The following is a 23,236-nucleotide window of genomic DNA, read 5'->3' as shown; positions in this document are numbered from 1 at the left end:
GTTGACGCTTAACGACCTATCATAGCGTGATCAGCCAGATAGCTTTGTCAGATGCTAGCGCTGTCAATCATTTAAACTCAAATCGGCCATTTATATCTGTCGAATTAAACTATACTGATTTGAGGATAACCCAAAGCATAAAAGTTATAAGGTTTGTGGTAGTGGCTTATTAAGCTTCGCAATCATCACCAGCAAACGTCATTAATGGACTAACCAATGTGTAGCAGATCTTCATGTTCAAAGGCAGGCGCGGTAATGAGGGAATAACAATGGATAAAGCGTACTCAATTAACCTCAAATTTTGGTTAACGATTCTTTCCACTATTTCCGCAGCCGTTTTTGCATGCGTGCTCATTATTTTCAGTTATCAGGTTAAAAAAGCATTCATTGTCGAGCAAACGCTGACAACAGCCAAACAAATTTCAATGTCTTTGGCGCAAAGTATCGGTACGAATTCAACAGCAGAAATTCGTACTTTGCTGCATGCAACAGCGCAGATTACGCCACACTCTTCGATCACAATTACAGATCAGCAATTAAATATATTGTTTAGTTCAGAAAAAAAACACATTGGATTAAATGCCAAAACCTTGTTTCCGCTTGCTCACAAAGTAGCACTGTATCAATCCTCCACAGCGCTAGTGCATTATTTTAATAAGCCAAAAAATATGTTAGCCACCTATCAAATCATACCGCCACTCACAAGTTCACAAAATTCAGCAACAGAGCGTGGACTCGTTATCTATAGCCAATATGATTTATCTGAAACCTTTACCCAATTACTGACTCACTACAATCACAATGCATGGTTTATTGTTTTCGCGATCATTTTTATTTCGCTTTTAGCGCTTGTCATCACTTATTACTTTATTCATCGCCCTATTGCTACGCTGGTCCAATATAGTAATCAGCTAGGAGATTTTAAATTTATTCGTGAACACAGTATTGAGGGTAAGGGAGAGCTCAAACAACTGGCAAACAACATCGCAAAAGCGTCATACACGCTTGAGCTTGGATTTAAGCAACAAAAATATGCAGAGCAAACAGCCATAGAGCAACACAGTATGCTCGAAGGTATTTTTTCTGCCTTACCAGATATCTTTTTTATCATCGATAAACAGGGAAAAATTTTAGAATGTCATTACGGCAATGGCGACAACCTACCGATGCCAGAGTCTCAATTTGTAGGTCAAAAGCTCATCGATATACTCCCAGCACATGCAGCAAAGCACTTTTCAAAAGCAATATCAACGATTGAGCAAAGTGGCCAATTGACACGAATAGATTATAAATTAGATAGCAGCGAAAACAGCAAACATTTTGAGGCGCGCCTCAATGCGATCCCCAACTCAAATAAATTAGTGATTGCAGTTCGAGATATTACGGATCAAAAACGCCAAGAAGAAGTCATACTCAAACATGCTTTTTACGATACTTTAACCAGCCTACCCAACCGCTTTTTGGCACTTGATCGGTTGCAACAAATGATTCATGAAGCAAAACGAAACCAGCAGCTCATTGCTGTCGGCTTTATCGATTTGGATGATTTCAAAAAAGTAAATGACTCTATGGGCCATGAAGTGGGTGATAAAGTACTGATCCATTCTGCCAAAATATTAAAAACGGCCCTGCGTAAACATGACACCGTCGCCCGCCTTGGTGGCGATGAGTTCATTCTCTTATTGGGTGACATTCAGACCCATCACGATATCACCGCCATAGCGACCAAACTCGTGCAATTATTTCGCTCTCCATTTGAAATTGACGAGCGTGCATTCACGATATCTTTGAGCCTAGGTATCGCGGTATTCCCCGACGACGCAGACTCCCCCAATGATTTATTGAGAAAAGCAGATTCGGCCATGTACAGCGCCAAACAAATGGGTCGAAATACCTTTTCATTCTTTACAGAAAGTATGAGCCAAGACCTCAACCGCCGCTTGAAGCTCGAAGAGCACATGCGAAGTGCACTTGCTAACCAAGAGTTTGAAGTCTACTTTCAACCTCAGTATGATTTGTCCAATGGCTTTGTCGTGGGTGCCGAAGCCCTGCTTCGCTGGCACAATGAGGAGTTAGGTTGGATCTCACCGGCAGAGTTCATTCCACTTGCAGAGCAAACTGGGTATATCATCGAACTTGGCGAGTTTGTACTAGAGCAAGCTATGTTGCAAATCCTGCATTTGCAAACATTACACCCTCATCCGTATCGCATCGCTGTTAATTTGTCTCCTCGGCAATTTAAAGATCCCAACCTGGTCAACACTATCAGCCACATGATCCACAAGTACCAAATCGACACTCAGTATCTTGAGTTGGAGATCACTGAAGGGGTATTACTCACCGGAGATGCCCTTGTTAAAGACGCACTGTTTGAATTCCATCAACTTGGCGTGATTGTATCAATGGATGACTTTGGAACCGGGTATTCTTCTTTAAACTATCTGCGTTTATACCCATTTGATGTAGTAAAAATAGATCAGAGCTTTATCTTTGACATGCATACCAGCGAACAAGTAAGGCAACTCGTTAAAACCATAATCACCATGGCCCATAACTTAAGTATAAAAGTAATCGCCGAAGGCATAGAAACCCAGCTACAATTAGATACCTTAGCGGCACTTGGCTGTGACTTGGGCCAAGGTTACTTTTTAGGTAAACCTATGTCAAAAATTGATTTTGAAGCTTGGTTAGCGCAATATGCACAACAACCGTTGAATATTGAGAATAAATCCTTGTCGATACAAGACTATTAAGTTGAATATGTTAGTATTGAGAAGTAGTGTAAGGATTTAGAATATGAATATAGAACTACTCGTTACAAAAGCTAAGCAAGTCTGCGATAATCGCGGGGCACGCTTTACGCCAATTAGAGAAAAAGTATTTCGCTTGCTGGCCACTAAACAAGGTGGTGTTGGCGCTTATGATTTGCTAGAAGAACTAAAAATAACAGAAAGTAGTGCCAAACCCGCAACGGTTTATCGTGCACTCGACTTTTTGTCTGAGCTAGGTTTTATCCATAAAATCGAAAGCACAAATTCATTTATGTTGTGTCACCATTTTGATCATATCCACCCTGTACAGCTTTTGATCTGTGACAGCTGTGGACATGTACAAGAATTACATTCCGGTGCCATTTCTCATGAGTTAAACAACTTATCGGCTGAAAAAGGCTTTAAAGTAAAAGCACAGACAATTGAAGCTCATGGTCTTTGTGAAAAGTGTCAAGAGTAGTGCAGCTAGAAAAAAAGCCACTACACTTAAACTAATGTCAGTTATAACGAATAAAACAAGGGATCTATAATATGAATGTTGAGTTCATCAACCCTTTTTTATCTTCACTAATAAATGTATTAGCGACGATGGCGCAAACAGAGTTGACGCCTGGTAAACCAAAGATAAAAAAAGATGAAGTCGCCCGTGGAGACGTATCTGGGCTAATAGGTATGGTTGGCCCACAGACCAAAGGCTCATTTTCAATTACCTTTGATGAAAGCCTTGCTCTGGCAATTATGGAAAGGATGCTAGGTGAACGACCTGAAAAAATTAATGAAGAAGTCACAGACATGGTTGGTGAAATAACCAATATGGTTACCGGTGGCGCAAAAAACCTTCTTGGTGAAAAAGGCTATGATTTTGACATGGCTACACCTTTAGTCGTCTCTGGACCTGGACACACAATCACCCACAAATGCGAAGGCGCAAAAATTATCATGCCTTTTACCTCTGAAGATGGCAATGCAAACATAGAGGTCAGCTTCGACAAGCTATGAGTTGGCACCAAACCATTATTACACTTAAGCCTCGTACAAGAGGCTTTCATCTCATTGATGATGAATTACTCACTCAGATCCCGCAACTGAGCTATTACAAAGTTGGCTTACTTCATTTATTCATTCAACACACCTCTGCCAGTCTGACCATTAACGAAAACGCAGATCCTACAGTTAGAACGGATATGGAAAGCCACTTCAACCACTTTGTACCGCAAAACCAGCATTATTATCGCCATGATTACGAAGGTGATGACGATATGCCAGCGCATATAAAATCCAGTACATTAGGATGTGAAATTACTATCCCAATCTATCAAGGACAGCTTAATTTAGGAACTTGGCAAGGTGTTTATTTAGGCGAACATAGAGATCACGGCGGGCCAAGACGGGTTGTTGCTACGCTGCAGGGACAATTGTTAGAGTGAGCTCAGCTCACTCATTGCAATATTCATAACTAACACGTGGTGTTACGTTACAGAGGAGTTCATAGGGAATAGTGCCTGCACAGTGAGCAACTTCTTCAACGGGTAAACTAGGCCCCCACATTTCAACTTCATCACCCACCTGAATGTGTGCTTCATTACTGCCAATATCGACACTGATCATATCCATAGATACACTGCCAACAATACCGTAACGCTGGCCTTTTATCACCACAGGCGTCCCTTGTTTGGCATGTCGCGGATAACCATCACCATATCCCATCGCAACAATAGCCAATGTTGTCTGCTTAGGACACTGCCAGCGGCCTCCATAGCCAACACGATCTCCTTCTACTACCTGCTTAATGGCAATCACACGGGTCTTCAAACGCATGACAGGCTGTAATTGATGTTCTGCGCCGATTTGATCTAACATGGGCGAAACACCATAGAGCATGAGGCCAGATCTAACCCAGTCAAAATGCGCATCCGGCCAGCCAATAACACCTGCAGAGTTCGCTAAACATAATGCCTCTTTAGTACCAGACACAATAGACGAAAATAAATCTATTTGTATTTGTGTAAAGTGGTTGCTGGTATCATCAGCGCACGGGAAGTGCGTCATTAAGTTTACTGCTGGCTTTACATTGTCACATTGTTTTAATCGCCGATAAAAGCTATCGAACTGCTCAGGCTCAACCCCTAATCGATGCATACCTGTATCAACTTTAAGCCATACAGAAATCGGCATCTCAAGATTGCTTTGCTCAATCGCTGCTAACTGGCTCTCATCATGAACCACAGTTTCAAAATTATTGGCCAGTAAAATGGGTAAATCGCTGGGATCAAAAAAACCTTCCAACAAAATGATTGGTTTGGTTAACCCCCCTGCACGCAGCGCCAAAGCTTCATCAATACGTGCCACGGCAAAGGCATCCGCATCAGATAAACACTGGGCAATTTTAACTAGACCGTGCCCATAGGCATTGGCCTTTAACACTGCCATTACTTTTGAACTGGGTGCAATTTCTTTTGCACGTGCCAAATTGTAACGCAGTGCGGAAATATTAATCTCAGCGGTGGCTAAACGCATTCACAGTGACCCTCATAGATTTGGGCTTAGTACTCATCATCCATAGCTGGCCCAGCATAATTATCAAAACGAGAGTATTGACCTTGGAAGGTTAACCTAACCTTACCAATTGGGCCATTACGCTGTTTACCTATGATAATTTCTGCAGTGCCTTTATCCGGACTATCATCGTTATATACTTCATCACGATAAATAAACATGATTAAATCAGCATCCTGCTCGATTGAGCCAGATTCCCTCAAGTCTGAGTTAACTGGACGTTTATCTGCTCGCTGCTCTAGGGTACGGTTAAGCTGAGAAAGGGCGATAACAGGACACTCTAGTTCTTTTGCCAACGCTTTTAATGAACGAGATATCTCCGCGATTTCCAAAGTACGGTTATCCGATAAGCTGGGAACGCGCATAAGCTGCAAGTAGTCGACCATGATCATACTGATCCCGCCATGATCACGTGCAATGCGTCGTGCTCTGGAGCGAACATCGGTCGGTGTCAAACCCGAAGCGTCATCAATATACATTTGCCCTTTTTCCATTAATAGGCCCATAGTTGATGATAAACGCGCCCAATCATCGTCATCCAATTGACCCGTTCTTACTTTCGTTTGGTTGATCCGGCCTAGTGATGCCAGCATCCTCATCATGATCTGTTCTGAGGGCATCTCCAGTGAATAGATAAGCACAGGCTTGTCCTGCGTCATTGCCGCATGCTCAGCCAAGTTCATCGCAAAAGTGGTCTTACCCATTGATGGACGTGCAGCAACAATGATCAAATCAGATGGTTGTAAACCCGCAGTCATCTGATCCAAGTCTGAGTAACCTGAGCTCACCCCTGTCACACCATCTTGTGGTGACTGATAAAGCTCTTCAATTTTATCTATGGTCTTTTCTAAAATACTATGGATATTTTGCGGACCCTCAGTACTCTTGCTGCGCTGCTCTGCAATTTTGAAAACCTTACTTTCAGCCAAATCCAGTAAGTCATGACTTGTCCGCCCTTCAGGGTTGAAACCCGCCTCAGCAATTTCATTGGCAACAGAGATCATCTCTCGAACTACCGCACGTTCACGCACAATACTCGCATATGCGTCAATATTGGCGGCACTTGGCGTATTTTTGGCAATTTCTGCTAAATAAGCGAACCCACCAATCGAGTCTAATTGGTTGTTCTTTTCCAAGTTTTCAGAAATGGTAATTAGATCTATTGGCTGACCAAGCTCAACGAGTTTAGTCATGGCTTCAAAGATCAGTTTATGCGTGCGTGTGTAAAAGTCTTGTGCAACAACCAGTTCTGCGACGCGGTCAAACGCTTGGTTATCAAGCATTAAGCCCCCTAAAACAGACTGTTCTGCTTCAATGGAGTGCGGTGGAACTTTTAGTGTATCGACTTGTTGATCAGGTTTGGCCATAGTACGACAAAAACAAATGAGTGGATTTGTTATTGTAACCTTAAATCTAGCAAAACTGAATGCTGATAAGCTCAGTGATAGTAGCTTATAATGAAAAAGTATTGGCCCAACACGGTTGGGCCAAAGTCATTTAGCGGTTTTTCTTCAACTCTATGCGGCCACTGACGGTATCTATCTCAATGTCTGCATCACCTGAACCAACGGTAAACTCAAGCTCCCTTGAAGGGCCGTACTTGGCTTTATGGACTTTGTCATTGCTCAGTTCGTTTGAAATTTTACCTCCAGCGTGTGCATCAATATCAAATTTGGCTGAAATATCTGCTGGAAAATATAACTCTGCATCGCCACTAACTGACTCCAGATTCACTCTTGCATTAGGTAGTAACTTTGCTACTTTGACTTCAATTTCACCATTGACCGTATTCAGCCTTAGCTCTTGTAATTGCGCAATGTCAAAATCGACTTCGCCATTCACATTTTCCAATCTAACTTCTGTCGCTTGTGTTTTACTCTCTACTGAACCATTGACCGCATTGAAACGCACCTTGCCCTTAGAGTCGATATCTTCTATGTCACCATTCACTGTTTCATAGCGAATTCGACCATCTAAGTCTTTACTATCGATATCGCCGTTCACTGTCTCAAGGCGCACTTTACCGCTGATCTGTGTGGCTTTAATATCACCATTCACTGTTTTGATATAAGCGCCCGCCGTCAGCTCCGTCGCTTGTACATCGACTTGTACACCTTTAAATACCAGCTCACTTTGCTTAGGCATAAAAATTGTCAGTTCAGATCCATCTTGCTGACGACCCCAATTTCTTGAACTCGAAGGCATCTTAACAATAAACTTGGTTTTACTGCCCTCATTTTCGAGTTTATACCCTTTGGCCTCTTCATCTAGCTCACCCACCACTTTAAATGCGGGTTTATCCCAGGTTTTGATCTCTACGTGACCACGCTGATTTTCGATATACACTTTACCATCTAAAGGGATATCAATTTCTTTATCGATCTTTTCACCTGCCAACGTCGCCAAAGGGAACATGGCTAAACTCAACATCAATGCTTTCATCCTACTTCTCCTAAATTTCTTGCCAACGAGGTTGATGGACTCGCTCAATTAAATCTAATTGTTGCTGATAAACCTGAGCCAACATCTGCAATAAAGCGGCATTTTGTTGGTCATTCTCAAGTGCGAGCTTAATCGCTTGCTCAGCTTCCTCTAATTCTTGCAACTGCACTTGCCAATCATTTGTCAGCGCAGGTTGATTGCTATATTGAACCAACATTATTTGCTTTTGCTGCTCAAAATATTGGCTCATTTGCAACATATTATTCTGCTCGGGTGTGCTCATACTAAAATACATTACACACATGCCAATACAGGTCGCAGCGGCTACCGCCGAAACTTGACGCCACACCCCTGTAGATTTAAATGCTGCGCTCATCACTGCATCATTTTGTGCATTTATGGCTTTATCAATACCTTCCCAAAGTGGCTGCTGAGGCTTAGGCAGACCATCTTGCTGCTTTGCCTTACTCAGTTCTTCAGACAAAAACTCATCAAATGTTGGCTTAGTCATTTTCATACCACTCCTGTAACAACTTTTTTGCTCTGTGATACTGAGATTTACTTGATCCCACCGCCATATTTAACATCTCTGCGATTTCCTCATGACGGTAACCTTCAATACCATGTAACACAAACACAAGTCGCGCCCGCTCTGGTAGTTTGAGGATTAATTTATCCAACCCATTTAAATCACCGCAAAGTGCGATACCTGCTTCATCCATGCCACTGTTTTCAAAACTAACCACTTTTTGCAACCAGTTTTTATGTTTACGCAAATAGCTGAGCGCAATATTGGATGTCACACTATGCAGCCAAGTCGTAAACTTCGACTTTCCATCAAATTGAGTAATTTTATGCCATAGCTGCACAAATACTTCTTGGCATGCATCTTCAGCATGAGCCTGATCAGCCAACAGCCTTAGACATAACGCATAAACGCGCCGGTGACATTGTTCATATAAGGCAGCGAAAGCCGCTTGATCGCCCTGCTGAGTTCGCTTAACCAATTCATCAAGCTCATCAAATGGGTGTACAGCGTCAACTAACATATTAAAATTCCTTTACCGCAAGGTAATGATGATGACATAACTACTAAAAAATAGAAGACTTTCAATACACTATACAGACAGTCTTATTTTAGATATGAAAACCAGCTCTACCCGAACAGTACCTTTCATAGCTTTTAAGACGCAAGCAGATTACAAAAGGTTTAAATGAAATAGAAAAGTTTTTAAAAGGCGTGCCCAACTTTGGCTGAGCACGTAGTGAAAGGTAAAAAATTATCGCCTAAGCGCCTATTCCCCTTTGCTTGTGGTATCAGTGTCGTCCGTAAATTCTTCGGGATGTTTATAACGCCAACCCATAAACTCTAACTTTGCAGGCTCTTTCACCGTACCTGCGTTGCCTAGCTTGAGTTCTTTCAACGCTTCATCAAAATGGATCCCACTCCCCCCATTTGCTTCTATTGTGGCACCACGCACTGTACCAAAAAACTGCCCACTGCCATTCATGGAAATAGAGGTCAATGGCGCATAAATCACCGCATATAAAGAAGACGTACCACTGACAATCACGCCATTTTTATTATCAGCGCTATTGTTATTAGACTCAGGCTTATAGGATGAGAAAATATTGAAAGTACCTAGCCCACTCTCTGTAATACCAGGCTCTTCTGTGATCACTTGCGCACTCCCTCCTAGCCTCACTTTGCCCGTAACAAATATCGTTAAGCTGGTCCCCTTGGCAATATGCAACCGGCTATTACCAGTCATAATAAAGTCGCCATCTATCAACCAAATGACATCTCCCCCGACAACATTGGGCTTGCCAACCGGTTTAATATTTACAAGCCCATCGCCCCCAATAGTGAGGCTTTTCATGCTGTAAACGTACTCGCTGTCTTCGTTCAGTTTGTCATGAACCTGCTTGTTTACACCAAACAAATAAATATCTGTTTCACTCGGGCTCCAACTTCTAGTTTGTTGCCACTGCTCCTGAATTTTCTCCTCTAACGTGGCTTGCTGTGGACGAAATGAGAATATCTGATTTGATTTAACGACGAGGTTTTCTTGACTGTTATTTGCAGCCATGATGGTTGGCATGTTACCAGGTAATGCCAGTGGGTCACATTCATCGACTGTGCTTGCATCATGATTTGGCGAGTCTGGATCGTATACTCGTACCGCCTCTACATTTGGGTTTACATTAAATTTTGCAGCGGAATAATAAACACCATCTTGGGAGTGCTCAGTCGCCAGTTCAAACTTACCTGTGCCGCCATATTGGATATCTAAAGGATCGTTAATGTCGTTTAAAATATCCGCGCCCCACAGCATCTCAACATTGCCATTAGCTCTCACAACACCGGTGATATCACCGCCTCGGTGAATAATAAACCCTTGCGTCAACGCACTACCTTGGACTCGCACCCCACTGCCGTGAGAAATATCAATCCCTGTATTTGATTGTACATTTCCAATCACAGGTGATGAGCCTTTAAGATAAAGAATACCTGACGCTTTCACATCACCTCTTATGGGTGAATGACCCGATAGCACCACATCTGAATCGCCAATCACGGTATTCACATCACCATTGTCACCGCGAGAGTTTTCGTAGTCGCCTATTTTAGAGTTATAGCTATCCACCAAGCCACTACCTGATAAGTTAACCCCTTTACACCCTGTTACTGGGTTATTGAAAACGGGTTCAACCACCGCTTCTTTAAACTTAAAAATAGCCACCATATTATTGGCCGCATCCGTGCCATGTTTACTCCCCAGACTCCCCACTTCTATGGTATCTCCCCCTGAAGAAGTGATTGTGGTAGAGAATTTACCGTCAGTGAAGTCACCACCGCTTGGGGCTGGCATACTATTAACAATGTCATCCAGTGTCGCGCTTTTGTTTGTAACTGTCATATAGTGAGTTATTTCATCCGCACTGGCAAATACCCCTTTTTCAGCTTGTAACCGCGCGTTCAAATCTTTTTGGAAATTACCACTCAGTCGTTCTTGTACTAAGGTATCTTTCATTGACGTAAACACCACGACACTGGCCATGGTGCTCAATAGCATCACTTTGATAAGTGTAAATCCAGATTGTCGTGAAAAACTATTCATCAATTACTCGCATCTAAAGGTTTTTGCCACACTGCACCTTTCAACACAATGCGGTTGGCAGCAATATCAATTTGAATGCCATCATCAAATTGTTGTGGTAGATCTTTAGGCGTCACTTTTATGGAGATTAATATCCCACTTTCAGAAAACTCTAACGCTTGAAGCCCTCTCAGCAACTGAACAGGCCCATTGCCAATATCACAAGTCAAATACCCATTCGTTAATGTGTAATATTCAGTATATTCCGCATTTGGCACACTGCCATCACACGCTAAATACGCGGCTTCTTGTTTAATCCGCAGTGCAATACCCACTCCACCCACTTTTACAACTTCTGGCACTTCATTGGTTTGCTTAATACTACGTGTCATCACTTGGCTGGTATAACGGATCACTTCCTGTGCATGAGACAACTCTTTACTTGCCACTACGGTACTTTTAATCGCCGTGTAAGACATCGCGATACCAGATAACAAAAACAACCCTGCTGCCATCGCAACGAGCAATTCAATCAAAGTATATCCCTGCTCGTTCAAATTAAGAGCATGGGGATGTTGGAACATGTACATAGCTTGCTACTAAAGTAATTTGATTTAATGCGTTAGTGGTGTCTTTGACTCGCTCGTCTTGCCAGCTGACGGTAAACCTAACGTCTCGACGGTCAGCTGCTGGCGTCGCGGCATCGTTGTATATAGTTGGAAAAATGCTTAACTGATAACGATCATCTGCAGGATATAGATTAGCCACCTTCTGGTTATTAGCTACAACCAAGCTTTGATTCACATGTTCAAAATGACATAGGTCAGTCCACATACGTTCAATGGCATTTTGCCCCTGTACTAAAGCAACCGTGTAATTAAAGCTATTGCTCGCAAACTGCAATGATTTCAATTGTGCACCCGCTAAGCCCAATAACGCGACACCAGCAATCACGATTGACACCATCACTTCAATTAAAGAAAAGCCTTTTTCTATACGCAATTTTCGGCAGCCTCACTTATCCAACTCTGACCACTTCGCAATATACATAAGCGGTAATCGAGCGTACTGTTATCATTATCAGTGACTAAGATATTACTTACTTGATTTAATTCACCAGTTGATCTTATCTCACGATCAACCAACTGTACTCGTATAGATTCGTGCTCAATTGTAAAAGTACGTAACACCATTGCCTGCTGGTTTTCCACAATTGTCACGTCCCACTGTGTGTTATTTTTAACTAACTTGATGGGTTTTTCTCTTTTCACAGCTTCACTGCGAGCAAATTGGTACACACTATTTAAATGATGAACACTCGAATTAATACGGTCTTGTTTAATGTAGGTGATAACAGAAGGCATCGCCAAACTAGCCAATACGGCTACCAGCGCAACACAAACAAGCAACTCAATTAATGTCACCCCACGTTGTGAGGCACTACCAACATTCATCTTTTGGCCCATCGGAGAATTCTGCACCTTGCTCATCCAACTTTAACGTACCACACATATCGGACGCTTGAGTCGATCCACTAATAGGTGCTGCGCTAATCATAAACTTCAGATTTCTAAAATCACCTTGCACACCCGGAGGCTTTCCAAAGGGTGTATAAGTTAATGTATAATACTTCGACTCTTTCTCAATTTTATATTCATTGGGATAGCCCCCATTTCTTGAGTAAAGACGCTCCAGCGAAACGGCTTCTTGGTACATTAACTGCTGTACATCAGCTCGATTACCCTTTCTTAAGTAATCTAAATAACTAGGCAATGCGATGCTCGCAAGCACAGCAACCAGCGCCACAACCATGAGTAATTCAATTAACGTAAAGCCACGCATACTACGATGATTAAACATTATTCTCCAAATCTGAATGATAACGCTGTCATATCTCAGAAACACCACTGTATGATATTTGGACAGCAAAAAAAAGTATCTAATAAAAAAGAGTTAACTAAATTATCACAAATCAACTTTATATAAAATGGGTACGATATTACATGACATTACTAATGTGTACCTATCATTTTAATATATAGGCGCCATTTTGCCGTATTTGTGATTTAGATTAATTTTTCAACTTGTATATGAATCTTCCGTAATCAATCGTGATATTCATCGATTTTTTATACTGAAAATTTATGTCGTTGTAATTTTTTCAGAGGAGGGATAAAACCGCACACTGGGTGTGCGGTTTACGCTTAATAAATTAAGCTTCTGCGATAACGATAACTTTGATAGTTGCCGTTACGTCAGAGTGTACTTGGATAGCTACGTCGAACTCACCAGTCTCACGGATAGTACCTAGAGGTAGGCGAACTTCAGCTTTAGCTACTTCAACACCAACTGCAGAAATCGCGTCAGCGATGTCACGAGTACCGATAGAGCCAAATAGCTTACCTTCGTCACCCGCTTTAGAAACTAGAGTAACTTCAGCTAGTGCTTCAAGTTTTTCAGCACGAGCTTGAGAAGCTGTTAGTTCTTCTGCGATTTTTGCTTCTAGCTCAGCGCGGCGAGCTTCGAAAGTTTCGATGTTAGCTTTGTTTGCAGGAACTGCTTTACCCTTAGGGAATAAGAAGTTACGTGCGAAGCCAGATTTAACAGAAACCTGGTCACCTAGGTTACCTAGGTTAGCGATCTTGTCTAGTAGAATAACTTGCATGTCTCTACACCTTTTAAAAACTATTAATCAGCCGGCTTACTTGTGTAAGTCAGTGTACGGAAGAAGGGCTAGGTAGCGAGCACGCTTGATAGCTGCTGCTAGCTGACGCTGGTACTTAGCGCTTGTACCTGTGATACGGCTAGGTACGATTTTGCCACTTTCAGTTACATAGTTTTTAAGAGTAGCTAGATCTTTGTAATCGATTTGTTGTACGCCTTCTGCTTTGAAACGGCAGAACTTACGACGTCTGAAATAACGTGCCATGAGTAATTTCCTCAATTAATTCTTTCAATATGTTGTGCATGAAGTACAAGCTGACTTAAACCATTTCGGCTCTCGTGGCGGTTTAAAAACCCCCTCACTTGCAACCCTTGCCCAACGTATAAATGCTCTAGTTGACTTCGGAATTTATCACCGCTAGCAACAACTTGAATTCGCACATAACTATTACGGTTAAGGTCGGCTTCAATTTGCATCGACTTATGTTCTAAAACAAAAATACAATGCGCAATGCCAGCAGGACTTTGACTATATTTCGGTGTTTTGCAAACAATCCCAGATAAAACGAACTGGTTTGTATAAGGGTCTGCTTGAGTTTGCACCAATTACCTCTAGAGGTGAGTCAAATCCGAATCAATAACGATTAAGCAGATGCTGCTTCTTTTTTCTCTTCTTTAGCAAGAGGAGAAGCTTCTGTTACAGCGTTCTTAGTACGCATAACTAGGTTACGTAGCACTGCATCGTTGTAGCGGAAAGAAGTTTCAAGTTCGTTGATTACTTCAGTTGGCGCTTCAACGTTCAAAAGAACATAGTGTGCTTTGTGAAGCTTTTCGATTGGGTAAGCCAGTTGACGACGACCCCAGTCTTCTAAACGGTGGATAGTACCGCCAGCTTCAGTGATAGAACCAGTATAACGCTCGATCATACCTGGAACTTGCTCACTTTGGTCTGGGTGAACCATGAATACGATTTCGTAATGACGCATGGATATTCCTTACGGTTAGTATAGCCTCGTCCCGTTTCGGCCGGCCGGGTTAAGGCAAGGAACGACTAATATGGCCGAAAGAGCGCGTATTTTACGCATAGTGCTAAAAATAAGCAATCTTTTTATGCAAGAAATCAGGATTAATAGAGAAAAAAGTTATAAGAATTTGAAAAATAGAAAATAGTAGGGAGAGAGTTGGAGCGGCACACGAGGTTCGAACTCGTGACCTCGACCTTGGCAAGGTCGCGCTCTACCAGCTGAGCTAGTGCCGCTTCATTGGTCTATTCTTTATTTCAACAGTCGAATAAAAACTGAAAATCTGGAGCGGCACACGAGGTTCGAACTCGTGACCTCGACCTTGGCAAGGTCGCGCTCTACCAGCTGAGCTAGTGCCGCTTCATAGATTGCTCTAAATTGTCCGCTGGAGCGCGACGGGTCGCGTCTAACGTTTTAGCAGCTGAGCTAGTGCCGCTTCATAGTTTGCTCTAAATTGTCCGCTGGAGCGCGACGGGTCGCGTCTAACGTTTTAGCAGCTGAGCTAGTGCCGCTTCATAGATTGCTCTAAATTGTCCGCTGGAGCGCGACGGGTCGCGTCTAACGTTTTAGCAGCTGAGCTAGTGCCGCTTCATTGGTCTATTCTTTATTTTAACAGTCGAATATAAACTGAAAATTTGGAGCGGCACACGAGGTTCGAACTCGTGACCTCGACCTTGGCAAGGTCGCGCTCTACCAGCTGAGCTAGTGCCGCTTCATTGGTCTATTCTTTATTTTAACAGTCGAATATAAACTGAAAATTTGGAGCGGCACACGAGGTTCGAACTCGTGACCTCGACCTTGGCAAGGTCGCGCTCTACCAGCTGAGCTAGTGCCGCTTCATTGGTCTATTCTTTATTTCAACAGTCGAATAAAAACTGAAAATCTGGAGCGGCACACGAGGTTCGAACTCGTGACCTCGACCTTGGCAAGGTCGCGCTCTACCAGCTGAGCTAGTGCCGCTTCATAGTTTGCTCTAAATTGTCCGCTGGAGCGCGACAGGTCGCGTCTAACGTTTTAGCAGCTGAGCTAGTGCCGCTTCATAGTTTGCTCTAAATTGTCCGCTGGAGCGCGACAGGTCGCGTCTAACGTTTTAGCAGCTGAGCTAGTGCCGCTTCATAGTTTGCTCTAAATTGTCCGCTGGAGCGAGACAGGTCGCGTCTAACGTTTTAGCAGCTGAGCTAGTGCCGCTTCATAGTTTGCTCTAAATTGTCCGCTGGAGCGCGACAGGTCGCGTCTAACGTTTTAGCAGCTGAGCTAGTGCCGCTTCACATTTGCTTATTATTTAATAAGACTTTTTTGTTGGAGCGGCACACGAGGTTCGAACTCGTGACCTCGACCTTGGCAAGGTCGCGCTCTACCAGCTGAGCTAGTGCCGCTTCATAGTTTGCTCTAATTTGTCCGCTTGAGCGCGACAAGTCGCGTCTAACGTTTTAGCAGCTGAGCTAGTGCCGCTTCATGATTTTGTCTTAACAAAACCCGCTCAATCAACTTACTCTTAGCCATAAGAGCTTGTCGTTTCAAGCGGGGCAGGATTCTACAAGATACAAAATGCTTTGCAAGCTTTTTTTATAAATTGAAGAATTTTTCTTGATAAACCTTCAACTCCATAATGGAGTCTTTGATATCATCCAATGCTAAATGCGAGCTTTTCTTCTTGATATCATTTAAAAGTTCAGGTCGCCAACGCCTTGCAAGCTCTTTAATCGTGCTTACGTCAAGGTTGCGATAATGGAAGTATGCCTCAAGTTCTGGCATATACTTGTGAAGGAAACGACGGTCCTGCCCGATGGAATTACCACACATCGGTGATTTACCCGGTGGTACCCACTGTTTCAAGAAGTCGAGTGTTTGTGCTATCGCGTCTGCTTCGCTAAAAGTACTCGCTTTACAGCGCGCTGTTAGCCCTGAACGGCCATGTTGGTTCGTACACCACTCATCCATATTATCAAGCAACTCATCACTTTGATGAATGGCAATCACTGGACCTTCAGCAAGCACATTTAAATCGCAATCTGTTATCACAGTTGCAATTTCGAGAATTTTATCTGTTTTAGGTTCTAGCCCTGTCATCTCTAGGTCGAGCCAGACCAAGTTTGATTCATGAAAAGACATACACTACCTTAACGGTACTTTCCTTTAGATCCAATGCAATTAGATATATCATATTAGCTTCATCACTCGACCAAAAGCTTTTTTTTACAAAGCGGGGCATTTTTATTGAGTTATAGCCTATGAATGGCTTATACACCAATCATTCGCAATAATTCGTCTCGTGAGTTTACAGATATGGCAAAACGAAAAAAACTCAGTCATGGCCAATCCAGACGGATTAAAGCCAACCAACAGAAGCGTTTGGCTAAAGCCAAACATAGTGAAACCGCTGAATTACAGTGGCAATCAGACAACCTCGGCCCCACCGAGCCGGCTATCGTTGTAAGCCGTTTTGGTCAGCATGCAGATATTGAAGTAGAAGGTGGCGAAGTGCTGCGCTGTAATATCCGCCGAACCGTGAACAGTTTAGTCTGCGGTGACAACGTGATTTTCCGTCGCGCGAAAGTCAGTGAAGGCGATTTAGCTGGCGTAATTGAAGCCGTTGAAGAAAGGCGCACACAGCTCACGCGTCCAGACTTTTATGACGGTGTCAAAGTAGTGGCCGCAAATATCGACCAAATTTTAATGGTTTCAGCGGTAGTCCCAGAATTCACCCCGCAGATCATAGATAGATATTTAGTGGCCTGTGAAGATATGGGCATTGAACCTATTTTACTGCTTAATAAAATTGACTTATTAGACCCAGAAGGTCTCGAATATGTCGATGAGGTGCTCGATATCTACCGTGAGCTGGGTTATCGCGTCTTGCTGGTCAGTAATAAATCAGGGGAAGGCATTGACGAACTCAAAGAGTTATTAAAAGACAAGAACAACATATTTGTCGGTCAATCAGGTGTCGGCAAATCTACGCTGGTTAACACCGTTTTACCTGATGCAGATATCCTGACTCAAGAAGTATCAGAAAACAGTGGCTTAGGGCAGCACACAACCACGGTATCTAAACTTCATCACTTACCAAGCGGAGGCAACCTCATCGACAGCCCAGGGATCCGTGAGTTTGGCTTGTGGCACTTGGATGTAGAACGCGTTACTTGGTGCTTTAAAGAGTTCAGAGAATTCATCGGAGGCTGTCGATTTAGAGACTGTAAGCACCTTAACGACCCTGGCTGTTTGATCACCGAAGCTGTTGAACAGGGTAAAATCAGTGAATTGCGTTTTGATAGCTACCACCGTATTTTAGAGTCAATGGCCGATGGTCGTGCAGGTGCGCGCGCGCCAAGAGTTTGATACTATTCGTTACCGGTTTTAGATAATTTATGTAAATAATGCCAATGGCAGCGACGGTGCACTTGGCAGATACTTCAGGAAAATAATGTGAATTTGGACAAAATAAAAATTGCTCTGCAATATGCGCTTCCTAAACATGCAGTATCACGTTTAGTGGGTAAACTCGCTGCAGCCCAAGCTGGCGCACTGACAACTCAGTTAATCAAGCTATTCATCAAGCAGTATAAAATTGATATGACTGAGGCATTGCACGAAGATCCTGCGCATTATAAAACGTTTAATGAGTTTTTTACTCGCCCGCTTAAGCCAGGCATTCGTCCGTTAGCCACTGAAGAACATATCATTGCCCACCCTGTTGACGGCGCAATCAGCCAACTTGGCGATGTAGTCGATGGACAGATCATTCAAGCAAAAGGCCATGATTACAGCTTGCAAACGCTATTAGGTGGTAACGAGCAAGATGTTGCGCCTTTCCTAGGTGGTAAGTTCGCTACGATTTATTTGGCACCAAAAGATTATCACCGCATTCATATGCCAGTAGATGGTGTGTTAAAAAAGATGATCTATGTGCCCGGTGACCTATTTTCTGTTAATCCTCTAACGGCACAAAATGTCCCCAACTTGTTTGCACGCAACGAGCGAGTAGTTGCCATTTTTGATACCGACATCGGCCCATTGTCAATGGTGTTAGTAGGTGCAACCATCGTAGCAAGCATTGAAACTGTGTGGGCCGGAACTGTCACGCCACCCGCTGGCAAAGATGTATTTAGCTGGGATTACCCAACGACAGGGCCACAAGCCATTAAATTGAAAAAAGGCGAAGAAATGGGCCGCTTTAAGCTAGGCTCAACCGTCATTCTATCGTGGGGTGCAGACACCGCTGAATTCCTAGCGGATCAACAGCCAGAAACGGTAACAAGAATGGGCACGCCATTTGCGACCATCAATCAATAACAACTAAAAAGGCCCGCTCTGGGCCTTTTTGTTAACTTCACCTGCACTTTGCACAAATGAGTTTAATTACATACCTTACATGCTGGGTCTTTCGCTAACGCAAACCGTCTTTGCATCAGCGTTAATGCGTCAATGCTGACAAAAAAACTCTCTCTTTGTTGTAAGCCTAATATCGCATTACACACAGCTTGTGCTTGCATTGAGCCAACCATGCCCAGTAACGGGCTCATTACCCCTGCATTTTGACAATTAAGTACTTCACTGCCCTGCTCCGTTTCAGGAAATAAACAAGCATAACAGGCACCCTGCTCACGGTAATCGAAAAAGCCAAATTGACCACTGGTCGCTTGTGCTGCACCCGAGATCAAAACTTTGCCATTATCAAAGCAATATTGATTGAGTAAATAGCGTGTGGCGAAGTTATCACTACAATCCACCACCCAATCAACGTCTTTTAATTGCGCCTCAATATTGTCTTTAGAAAGGCGAAGATGGTGCGGGTTAAGTTGAATATCATTGTTTAAACTGGCCAGCACTTTTTTAGCCGCAAGACTTTTATCCTGCCCCAAGTGATTAACTTTATACAATATTTGACGCTGAAGATTAGACAGCTCGACCTTATCATCATCATAGAATGACAAGGTGCCAATACCACTGGCCGCCAAATAAAATAAAACTGGGCTACCGAGCCCTCCGCAGCCGATCACTGCTACATGCGCCGATTTAAGCTGCTTTTGACCCGTTTCTGACACCTTGTCTAACAAGATATGGCGGCTATACCTTAGCCGCTCTCTATCGGTTAATTCTTCGCTCATTGCTCCCCTATGGCCTGCTTAAGGTTGATAATCGCTTGCTCAGGTGACTGCGCTTCAGTAATCGCGCGAACCACAGCGACACTGCCAACGCCTGTCGCGGCGACTTCACTGGAGCGAGCCAAATCAATACCACCAATAGCAACTGTCGGATATTCAGCATGCATCAAAGGCACAAAGTGACGAAGTTTTTCCAAGCCTTGGATCTGCCCTGTCATATCTTTTGTGGTTGTTGGGTAAATTGCGCCAAAGGCTAGGTAACTAGGGCGATAGTTATGCGCACGCAGCATTTCGTAAAAACCATGCGTTGAAAGCCCTAACCTTAAACCAGCTTGTTTGATGGCATTTAAATCAGCGACATTTAAATCTTCTTGGCCTAAATGCACGCCATACGCCCCATGCTTTATCGCAAGCTGCCAGTGATCATTGATAAACACACGACCACCATACTTATTCCCAAGCTCAATTGCTTTGGCAATATCCTGCTCAAGGGTTGGAGAGTCCGCATCTTTTATACGTAATTGGACTGTTTTAACATCATTTTTTAAGCAAAGCTCAATCCAATCAACTGTATCCACTACCGCATAAAGGCCTAGCTCACCTTCAATGGGTGCAAACCCAGCTGCATAGTTGTACTCGTCAGGTACTAAAAATTCAAGCTCATCACCCAACCAGCTGCCCGGCTCTATCACCTGAGGGTAATCTGCAATAGACTCTGGGAAATGAGTATGGGCAACAGGACCAATCCCCTCACCATAGCGTTTAGCCGCTTTAAGCCCAGCATTGATATAAGCTTTACCCAAAATAAAGGCATCTTTAAGCGGATAACCTTTTGACAAACAAGCCGCAATAACCGAAGACAAACTACACCCCGTACCATGTGTATGCGGTGTATTGACAGACTCATTACCCAGCCAATATTCTGCCTCTTGATGCCAGCAGTAATCAATGCAATATCCTTTCGGGTAATCCCAGTGACCGCCCTTAATCACCACAGACTTCACCCCAAATGACAGCAATTTTTGTGCAGCCTCTCTCACCGCATCTGGTCCGATTAAATAGACGCCCGTAAGCAACTGCGTTTCATGGGTATTTGGCGTGATCACATCCACCAATGGCAATAAGTGGGTTTTTAATGCATCAACCGTGTCTTCTTCAGTCAATGCATCTCCACTGGTCGCAATCGCGACAGGATCGTACACAATCACAGGCGGCATTTCCCAACGTGCCTTGTAGCGAGTCAAATGCTCAGCAATCAATTGAATTTGCTGTACATTGGCCAACATACCAATTTTTATTACCGCCGCTGGCATATCCGACTCAAGCGCCAACAACTGCGCTTCTATGACTTCGGTTGATACCGCATTTAAAGACTCTACACCTAGGCTATTTTGTGCGGTCAAGGCAGTAATAGCTGTGCAGCCATGTACGCCAAAGCTGTGCATCGCTTTTAAATCTGCTTGCACACCTGCACCACCACCGGAATCAGAACCAGCAATACTCCATACAACTTTTGACACTTGGACTCCTAATTTTCTTAATCTTGATGCCAAAAAGGCATGCCCATAGTAGGCGTTGAAGGCGCTGCAACCTCTTTTTCTGGCATTGCTTGCGCAACATAGCCCATACGACCCGCTTCCACAGCATGAGAAAATGCCGCGGCCATCTTGACCGGATCGCCGGCACCTGCAACCGCACTATTTAATAGCACGGCATCGTAACCTAATTCGAGTGCTTGACAAGCATGTGAAGGCAGCCCAAGACCGGCATCCACAATCAGAGTTTGCTCAGGTAAGCGTTCACGAATGGTCTTCAAGTTATAGGTATTAATAAGCCCTTTACCGGTCCCTATCGGTGCCCCCCATGGCATTAACACTTCACAACCAAGATCCGCTAAGCGTTGACATAACACTAAATCATCAGTGCAATAGGGTAACACTTTAAAGCCTTCTTTGAGCAAGATATCCGTCGCTTCTAACAAACCAAATGGGTCCGGCTGCAAATTATATTCATCACCGATCAGCTCTAGTTTTATCCAATCGGTATCAAAGACTTCTCTGCACATCTGCGCTAGGGTCACGACTTCTTGCACACTGTGGCAGCCCGCCGTATTGGGCAGCACTTTAAGTCCAGTCTCTTTTATCAGCTGCCAAAAGTCTTCACCTGCTGAAACCGAGTTTTGTCTGCGCAATGATACAGTCACGATTTCTGCTCCCGAACTTTGTATCGCATGCTGCATAATTTGCGGTGACGGGTACAGCGCCGAGCCAATTAATAATCGGTTATTAAAATACTCACCATAAATATTAAGCTGTTCAGAATGTGAATTAATCATCTAACCCCCTTGAATAGGTGAGAGCACCTCAATGCTATCTCCTTGACTCGGGATGGTCTCGCCAAGCCTTGCTGAAGGCACAAATTGCCCATTGAGCGCCACTGCAAATGGCGGCTTTGCCCCTTTGCTGACGATGATTTGCTGCAAAGACTGTGCGCTTTCAATACGGATAGCCTCGCCATTATAAGTTAGATTCATAGTAGCCCCTTTGAAAGTGCTTGTTGTACAACAACTGGCGCAAGTAAATACCCATGTCGATATAAACCATTAATTGAAATAACATTATTTTTAACTTCGATATGCGGGTGATTATCTACAAACGCAGGCCGCAAGCCTGCATTTAAGGACATGACTCTCCCCTCTGCAAATCCACTATGTACGGTATAGGCCGCTGATAACAACTCCAATGTAGAGCGCACAGTAATGTCATTTGCATCTTGAGACTCTATCTCAGTTGCACCAATCACATATTGATGGTTTGGCTTAGGCGCTATGTAAATCGGGTAACGCGGGTGCATTAAGCGCACTGGACGCTGTAAGTTCACTTCTGGTGCAAATATACGCGCCACTTCGCCACGTACACCGCGCAGCCCAGGTTTATCTTGCTTAGCCCCAACCCCTCGACAATCAATGATCCAATCGAATACTTGACCATTAACTTTGCCAGCTTCAATTACGGCAGTTTGAGTAAATTGAAAATCTACGCCGCGACGACACAGCGTCTCGTAGCTGCTTGTAAAAAAAGCGAGGTTGTCTAATTGCCCTTCACAGGGTAAAAACAGCCCTTGATTAAACTTGCAGCCTAGTTCAGGCTCTAACGTAGCAATATCACGTTGACTCACTCGTTTTGCTTGATGTTCACCCAAGGGTTTTAAACGCTGTTCAAAGCTTTGTAGATCGCCTCTATCTTGTTGATGGGCAACAATCAAACTGCCTTGCTGCTGAAAAAACACTGAAGTGTCTAACTTTTTGAGTAAACTTGGCCACAGAGCAATACTTTTCAAGCCTTGCTCTGCAAGTATTTGGTCACAAATCACTGATTCTGCCAAAGGTGCTAACATGGCAGCGGCCAAAGTGCCGGCACCCGTTTGCGCATCTTGTGGATCTTTTTCAAAAATGGTGAGTTGATAACGATCCATCAACTCCAATGCTGCGACCCTGCCAACTAAACCAAACCCAACGATAGCAACGGATGGTTTTGCTCCGTACTCTGTCATGAGAATTCCAGTTGTTGTGCGCT

Annotated in this window: 26 protein-coding genes and 6 tRNA genes; 6 read left to right on the top strand and 26 right to left on the bottom strand. The window is 43.6% G+C overall.

Annotated elements, in window-relative coordinates; translation table 11 throughout:
- Window positions 1–269 precede the first annotated feature (269 nt).
- The 4 genes from S4054249_RS01775 (at window position 270) to S4054249_RS01760 (ending at window position 4,198) form a co-directional block, all read left to right on the top strand.
- Window positions 270–2,753 carry an EAL domain-containing protein gene (locus tag S4054249_RS01775; RefSeq protein ID WP_046355918.1) on the top strand — a complete coding sequence of 828 codons (2,484 nt, stop codon included), beginning with the start codon at window positions 270–272 and terminating at the stop codon, window positions 2,751–2,753.
- A 43-nt stretch (window positions 2,754–2,796) separates the two neighbouring features.
- A complete protein-coding gene (gene zur / locus S4054249_RS01770) occupies window positions 2,797–3,231 on the top strand; it encodes a zinc uptake transcriptional repressor Zur (protein WP_046355917.1) in 435 nt (144 codons plus the stop codon).
- A 71-nt stretch (window positions 3,232–3,302) separates the two neighbouring features.
- On the top strand, window positions 3,303–3,770 hold the full coding sequence (locus S4054249_RS01765; RefSeq protein WP_023400721.1) for a chemotaxis protein CheX: 468 nt from the start codon (window positions 3,303–3,305) through the stop codon (window positions 3,768–3,770).
- The gene (locus S4054249_RS01760) at window positions 3,767–4,198 is read left to right on the top strand and encodes a secondary thiamine-phosphate synthase enzyme YjbQ (protein WP_046355916.1); all 432 of its coding nucleotides are present in this window, start codon (window positions 3,767–3,769) and stop codon (window positions 4,196–4,198) included. The genes S4054249_RS01765 and S4054249_RS01760 overlap by 4 nt, the downstream gene beginning before the upstream one ends.
- A gap of 7 nt (window positions 4,199–4,205) precedes the next feature.
- Here the strand turns inward: S4054249_RS01760 and alr are convergent, their stop codons facing one another.
- The 21 genes from alr to orn all read right to left on the bottom strand — a co-directional run bounded on the left by alr (window position 4,206) and on the right by orn (window position 16,668).
- A complete protein-coding gene (alr, locus tag S4054249_RS01755; protein ID WP_046355915.1) occupies window positions 4,206–5,288 on the bottom strand; it encodes an alanine racemase in 1,083 nt (360 codons plus the stop codon).
- Window positions 5,289–5,314: 26 nt separating this feature from the next.
- On the bottom strand, window positions 5,315–6,694 hold the full coding sequence (gene dnaB / locus S4054249_RS01750) for a replicative DNA helicase (protein ID WP_039607625.1): 1,380 nt from the start codon (window positions 6,692–6,694) through the stop codon (window positions 5,315–5,317).
- Between the two features lie 130 nt (window positions 6,695–6,824).
- Window positions 6,825–7,769, bottom strand: coding sequence for a DUF4097 family beta strand repeat-containing protein (locus S4054249_RS01745; protein ID WP_046355914.1), 945 nt, complete (start codon window positions 7,767–7,769; stop codon window positions 6,825–6,827).
- A 10-nt stretch (window positions 7,770–7,779) separates the two neighbouring features.
- On the bottom strand, window positions 7,780–8,280 hold the full coding sequence (locus tag S4054249_RS01740) for a hypothetical protein (RefSeq protein ID WP_046355961.1): 501 nt from the start codon (window positions 8,278–8,280) through the stop codon (window positions 7,780–7,782).
- Window positions 8,273–8,818 (bottom strand): RNA polymerase sigma factor, encoded by a 546-nt coding sequence (locus S4054249_RS01735; RefSeq protein ID WP_046355913.1) that lies wholly within the window; start codon window positions 8,816–8,818, stop codon window positions 8,273–8,275. The genes S4054249_RS01740 and S4054249_RS01735 overlap by 8 nt, the downstream gene beginning before the upstream one ends.
- A 246-nt stretch (window positions 8,819–9,064) precedes the next feature.
- Entirely contained in the window at window positions 9,065–10,891 is a 1,827-nt protein-coding gene (locus S4054249_RS01730) for a pilus assembly PilX N-terminal domain-containing protein (protein ID WP_046355912.1), read from the bottom strand.
- Window positions 10,891–11,454 carry a prepilin-type N-terminal cleavage/methylation domain-containing protein gene (locus S4054249_RS01725; protein ID WP_046355911.1) on the bottom strand — a complete coding sequence of 188 codons (564 nt, stop codon included), beginning with the start codon at window positions 11,452–11,454 and terminating at the stop codon, window positions 10,891–10,893. The genes S4054249_RS01730 and S4054249_RS01725 overlap by 1 nt, the downstream gene beginning before the upstream one ends.
- The gene (locus tag S4054249_RS01720) at window positions 11,429–11,872 is read right to left on the bottom strand and encodes a type IV pilus modification PilV family protein (RefSeq protein WP_046355910.1); all 444 of its coding nucleotides are present in this window, start codon (window positions 11,870–11,872) and stop codon (window positions 11,429–11,431) included. The genes S4054249_RS01725 and S4054249_RS01720 overlap by 26 nt, the downstream gene beginning before the upstream one ends.
- The gene (locus tag S4054249_RS01715) at window positions 11,863–12,351 is read right to left on the bottom strand and encodes a GspH/FimT family pseudopilin (protein ID WP_235611263.1); all 489 of its coding nucleotides are present in this window, start codon (window positions 12,349–12,351) and stop codon (window positions 11,863–11,865) included. The genes S4054249_RS01720 and S4054249_RS01715 overlap by 10 nt, the downstream gene beginning before the upstream one ends.
- Window positions 12,311–12,730, bottom strand: a complete 420-nt coding sequence (locus S4054249_RS01710; protein WP_046355908.1) for a type IV pilin protein — start codon at window positions 12,728–12,730, stop codon at window positions 12,311–12,313. The genes S4054249_RS01715 and S4054249_RS01710 overlap by 41 nt, the downstream gene beginning before the upstream one ends.
- Before the next feature lie 352 nt (window positions 12,731–13,082).
- A complete protein-coding gene (gene rplI, locus S4054249_RS01705) occupies window positions 13,083–13,535 on the bottom strand; it encodes a 50S ribosomal protein L9 (RefSeq protein ID WP_039607618.1) in 453 nt (150 codons plus the stop codon).
- Between the two features lie 36 nt (window positions 13,536–13,571).
- Window positions 13,572–13,799: a 30S ribosomal protein S18 gene (gene rpsR, locus S4054249_RS01700; RefSeq protein ID WP_005493466.1), complete on the bottom strand. Its 228-nt coding sequence runs from the start codon at window positions 13,797–13,799 to the stop codon at window positions 13,572–13,574.
- Window positions 13,800–13,810: 11 nt separating this feature from the next.
- Complete coding sequence (gene priB, locus S4054249_RS01695) at window positions 13,811–14,140, bottom strand: primosomal replication protein N (RefSeq protein ID WP_046355907.1); 330 nt, start codon at window positions 14,138–14,140, stop codon at window positions 13,811–13,813.
- 38 nt (window positions 14,141–14,178) lie between these two features.
- Window positions 14,179–14,520: a 30S ribosomal protein S6 gene (gene rpsF, locus S4054249_RS01690; protein WP_023400735.1), complete on the bottom strand. Its 342-nt coding sequence runs from the start codon at window positions 14,518–14,520 to the stop codon at window positions 14,179–14,181.
- Between the two features lie 196 nt (window positions 14,521–14,716).
- A tRNA-Gly gene (locus S4054249_RS01685) sits at window positions 14,717–14,792 on the bottom strand.
- A gap of 48 nt (window positions 14,793–14,840) precedes the next feature.
- Window positions 14,841–14,916, bottom strand: a tRNA-Gly gene (locus tag S4054249_RS01680).
- Between the two features lie 276 nt (window positions 14,917–15,192).
- A tRNA-Gly gene (locus tag S4054249_RS01675) sits at window positions 15,193–15,268 on the bottom strand.
- A 48-nt stretch (window positions 15,269–15,316) separates the two neighbouring features.
- Window positions 15,317–15,392, bottom strand: a tRNA-Gly gene (locus S4054249_RS01670).
- A 48-nt stretch (window positions 15,393–15,440) separates the two neighbouring features.
- Window positions 15,441–15,516, bottom strand: a tRNA-Gly gene (locus tag S4054249_RS01665).
- Window positions 15,517–15,856: 340 nt separating this feature from the next.
- Window positions 15,857–15,932 (bottom strand) — tRNA-Gly (locus S4054249_RS01660).
- A 190-nt stretch (window positions 15,933–16,122) separates the two neighbouring features.
- The gene (gene orn, locus S4054249_RS01655) at window positions 16,123–16,668 is read right to left on the bottom strand and encodes an oligoribonuclease (protein ID WP_023397748.1); all 546 of its coding nucleotides are present in this window, start codon (window positions 16,666–16,668) and stop codon (window positions 16,123–16,125) included.
- A 174-nt stretch (window positions 16,669–16,842) separates the two neighbouring features.
- Here orn and rsgA point away from each other — a divergent pair, with 174 nt between their 5' ends.
- Window positions 16,843–17,895, top strand: coding sequence for a small ribosomal subunit biogenesis GTPase RsgA (rsgA, locus tag S4054249_RS01650; protein ID WP_046358320.1), 1,053 nt, complete (start codon window positions 16,843–16,845; stop codon window positions 17,893–17,895).
- A gap of 87 nt (window positions 17,896–17,982) precedes the next feature.
- Entirely contained in the window at window positions 17,983–18,849 is an 867-nt protein-coding gene (asd, locus tag S4054249_RS01645; RefSeq protein WP_046358317.1) for an archaetidylserine decarboxylase, read from the top strand.
- 62 nt (window positions 18,850–18,911) lie between these two features.
- Here the strand turns inward: asd and S4054249_RS01640 are convergent, their stop codons facing one another.
- The 5 genes from S4054249_RS01640 to S4054249_RS01620 are packed head-to-tail and all read right to left on the bottom strand — an operon-like array spanning window position 18,912 to window position 23,213.
- On the bottom strand, window positions 18,912–19,664 hold the full coding sequence (locus S4054249_RS01640; RefSeq protein ID WP_046358316.1) for a HesA/MoeB/ThiF family protein: 753 nt from the start codon (window positions 19,662–19,664) through the stop codon (window positions 18,912–18,914).
- The gene (gene thiE / locus S4054249_RS01635; RefSeq protein ID WP_046358315.1) at window positions 19,661–21,181 is read right to left on the bottom strand and encodes a thiamine phosphate synthase; all 1,521 of its coding nucleotides are present in this window, start codon (window positions 21,179–21,181) and stop codon (window positions 19,661–19,663) included. The genes S4054249_RS01640 and thiE overlap by 4 nt, the downstream gene beginning before the upstream one ends.
- Before the next feature lie 17 nt (window positions 21,182–21,198).
- Complete coding sequence (locus tag S4054249_RS01630) at window positions 21,199–21,996, bottom strand: thiazole synthase (protein WP_046358314.1); 798 nt, start codon at window positions 21,994–21,996, stop codon at window positions 21,199–21,201.
- The gene (gene thiS / locus S4054249_RS01625; protein ID WP_046358313.1) at window positions 21,997–22,194 is read right to left on the bottom strand and encodes a sulfur carrier protein ThiS; all 198 of its coding nucleotides are present in this window, start codon (window positions 22,192–22,194) and stop codon (window positions 21,997–21,999) included.
- A complete protein-coding gene (locus S4054249_RS01620) occupies window positions 22,191–23,213 on the bottom strand; it encodes an FAD-dependent oxidoreductase (RefSeq protein WP_046358312.1) in 1,023 nt (340 codons plus the stop codon). Before S4054249_RS01620 ends, thiS begins: the two co-directional genes overlap by 4 nt.
- Between the last annotated feature and the right edge of the window lie 23 nt (window positions 23,214–23,236).

The sequence above is a fragment of the Pseudoalteromonas luteoviolacea genome, from assembly GCF_001750165.1.
GTDB lineage: Bacteria > Pseudomonadota > Gammaproteobacteria > Enterobacterales > Alteromonadaceae > Pseudoalteromonas > Pseudoalteromonas luteoviolacea_G.
Note: the sequence above shows the minus strand (reverse complement) of the source record. Positions and strands in the feature narration are given on the sequence as shown.

Excerpts from the sequence above, each read along its gene's own strand:
- S4054249_RS01775 (WP_046355918.1), top strand. The coding sequence starts at position 270 with ATGGATAAAGCGTACTCAATTAACCTCAAATTTTGGTTAACGATTCTT.
- zur (WP_046355917.1), top strand. The coding sequence starts at position 2,797 with ATGAATATAGAACTACTCGTTACAAAAGCTAAGCAAGTCTGCGATAAT.
- S4054249_RS01765 (WP_023400721.1), top strand. The coding sequence starts at position 3,303 with ATGAATGTTGAGTTCATCAACCCTTTTTTATCTTCACTAATAAATGTA.
- S4054249_RS01760 (WP_046355916.1), top strand. The coding sequence starts at position 3,767 with ATGAGTTGGCACCAAACCATTATTACACTTAAGCCTCGTACAAGAGGC.
- alr (WP_046355915.1), bottom strand. The coding sequence starts at position 5,288 with ATGCGTTTAGCCACCGCTGAGATTAATATTTCCGCACTGCGTTACAAT.
- dnaB (WP_039607625.1), bottom strand. The coding sequence starts at position 6,694 with ATGGCCAAACCTGATCAACAAGTCGATACACTAAAAGTTCCACCGCAC.
- S4054249_RS01745 (WP_046355914.1), bottom strand. The coding sequence starts at position 7,769 with ATGAAAGCATTGATGTTGAGTTTAGCCATGTTCCCTTTGGCGACGTTG.
- S4054249_RS01740 (WP_046355961.1), bottom strand. The coding sequence starts at position 8,280 with ATGACTAAGCCAACATTTGATGAGTTTTTGTCTGAAGAACTGAGTAAG.
- S4054249_RS01735 (WP_046355913.1), bottom strand. The coding sequence starts at position 8,818 with ATGTTAGTTGACGCTGTACACCCATTTGATGAGCTTGATGAATTGGTT.
- S4054249_RS01730 (WP_046355912.1), bottom strand. The coding sequence starts at position 10,891 with ATGAATAGTTTTTCACGACAATCTGGATTTACACTTATCAAAGTGATG.
- S4054249_RS01725 (WP_046355911.1), bottom strand. The coding sequence starts at position 11,454 with ATGTTCCAACATCCCCATGCTCTTAATTTGAACGAGCAGGGATATACT.
- S4054249_RS01710 (WP_046355908.1), bottom strand. The coding sequence starts at position 12,730 with ATGTTTAATCATCGTAGTATGCGTGGCTTTACGTTAATTGAATTACTC.
- rplI (WP_039607618.1), bottom strand. The coding sequence starts at position 13,535 with ATGCAAGTTATTCTACTAGACAAGATCGCTAACCTAGGTAACCTAGGT.
- rpsR (WP_005493466.1), bottom strand. The coding sequence starts at position 13,799 with ATGGCACGTTATTTCAGACGTCGTAAGTTCTGCCGTTTCAAAGCAGAA.
- rpsF (WP_023400735.1), bottom strand. The coding sequence starts at position 14,520 with ATGCGTCATTACGAAATCGTATTCATGGTTCACCCAGACCAAAGTGAG.
- orn (WP_023397748.1), bottom strand. The coding sequence starts at position 16,668 with ATGTCTTTTCATGAATCAAACTTGGTCTGGCTCGACCTAGAGATGACA.
- rsgA (WP_046358320.1), top strand. The coding sequence starts at position 16,843 with ATGGCAAAACGAAAAAAACTCAGTCATGGCCAATCCAGACGGATTAAA.
- S4054249_RS01640 (WP_046358316.1), bottom strand. The coding sequence starts at position 19,664 with ATGAGCGAAGAATTAACCGATAGAGAGCGGCTAAGGTATAGCCGCCAT.
- S4054249_RS01630 (WP_046358314.1), bottom strand. The coding sequence starts at position 21,996 with ATGATTAATTCACATTCTGAACAGCTTAATATTTATGGTGAGTATTTT.
- thiS (WP_046358313.1), bottom strand. The coding sequence starts at position 22,194 with ATGAATCTAACTTATAATGGCGAGGCTATCCGTATTGAAAGCGCACAG.
- S4054249_RS01620 (WP_046358312.1), bottom strand. The coding sequence starts at position 23,213 with ATGACAGAGTACGGAGCAAAACCATCCGTTGCTATCGTTGGGTTTGGT.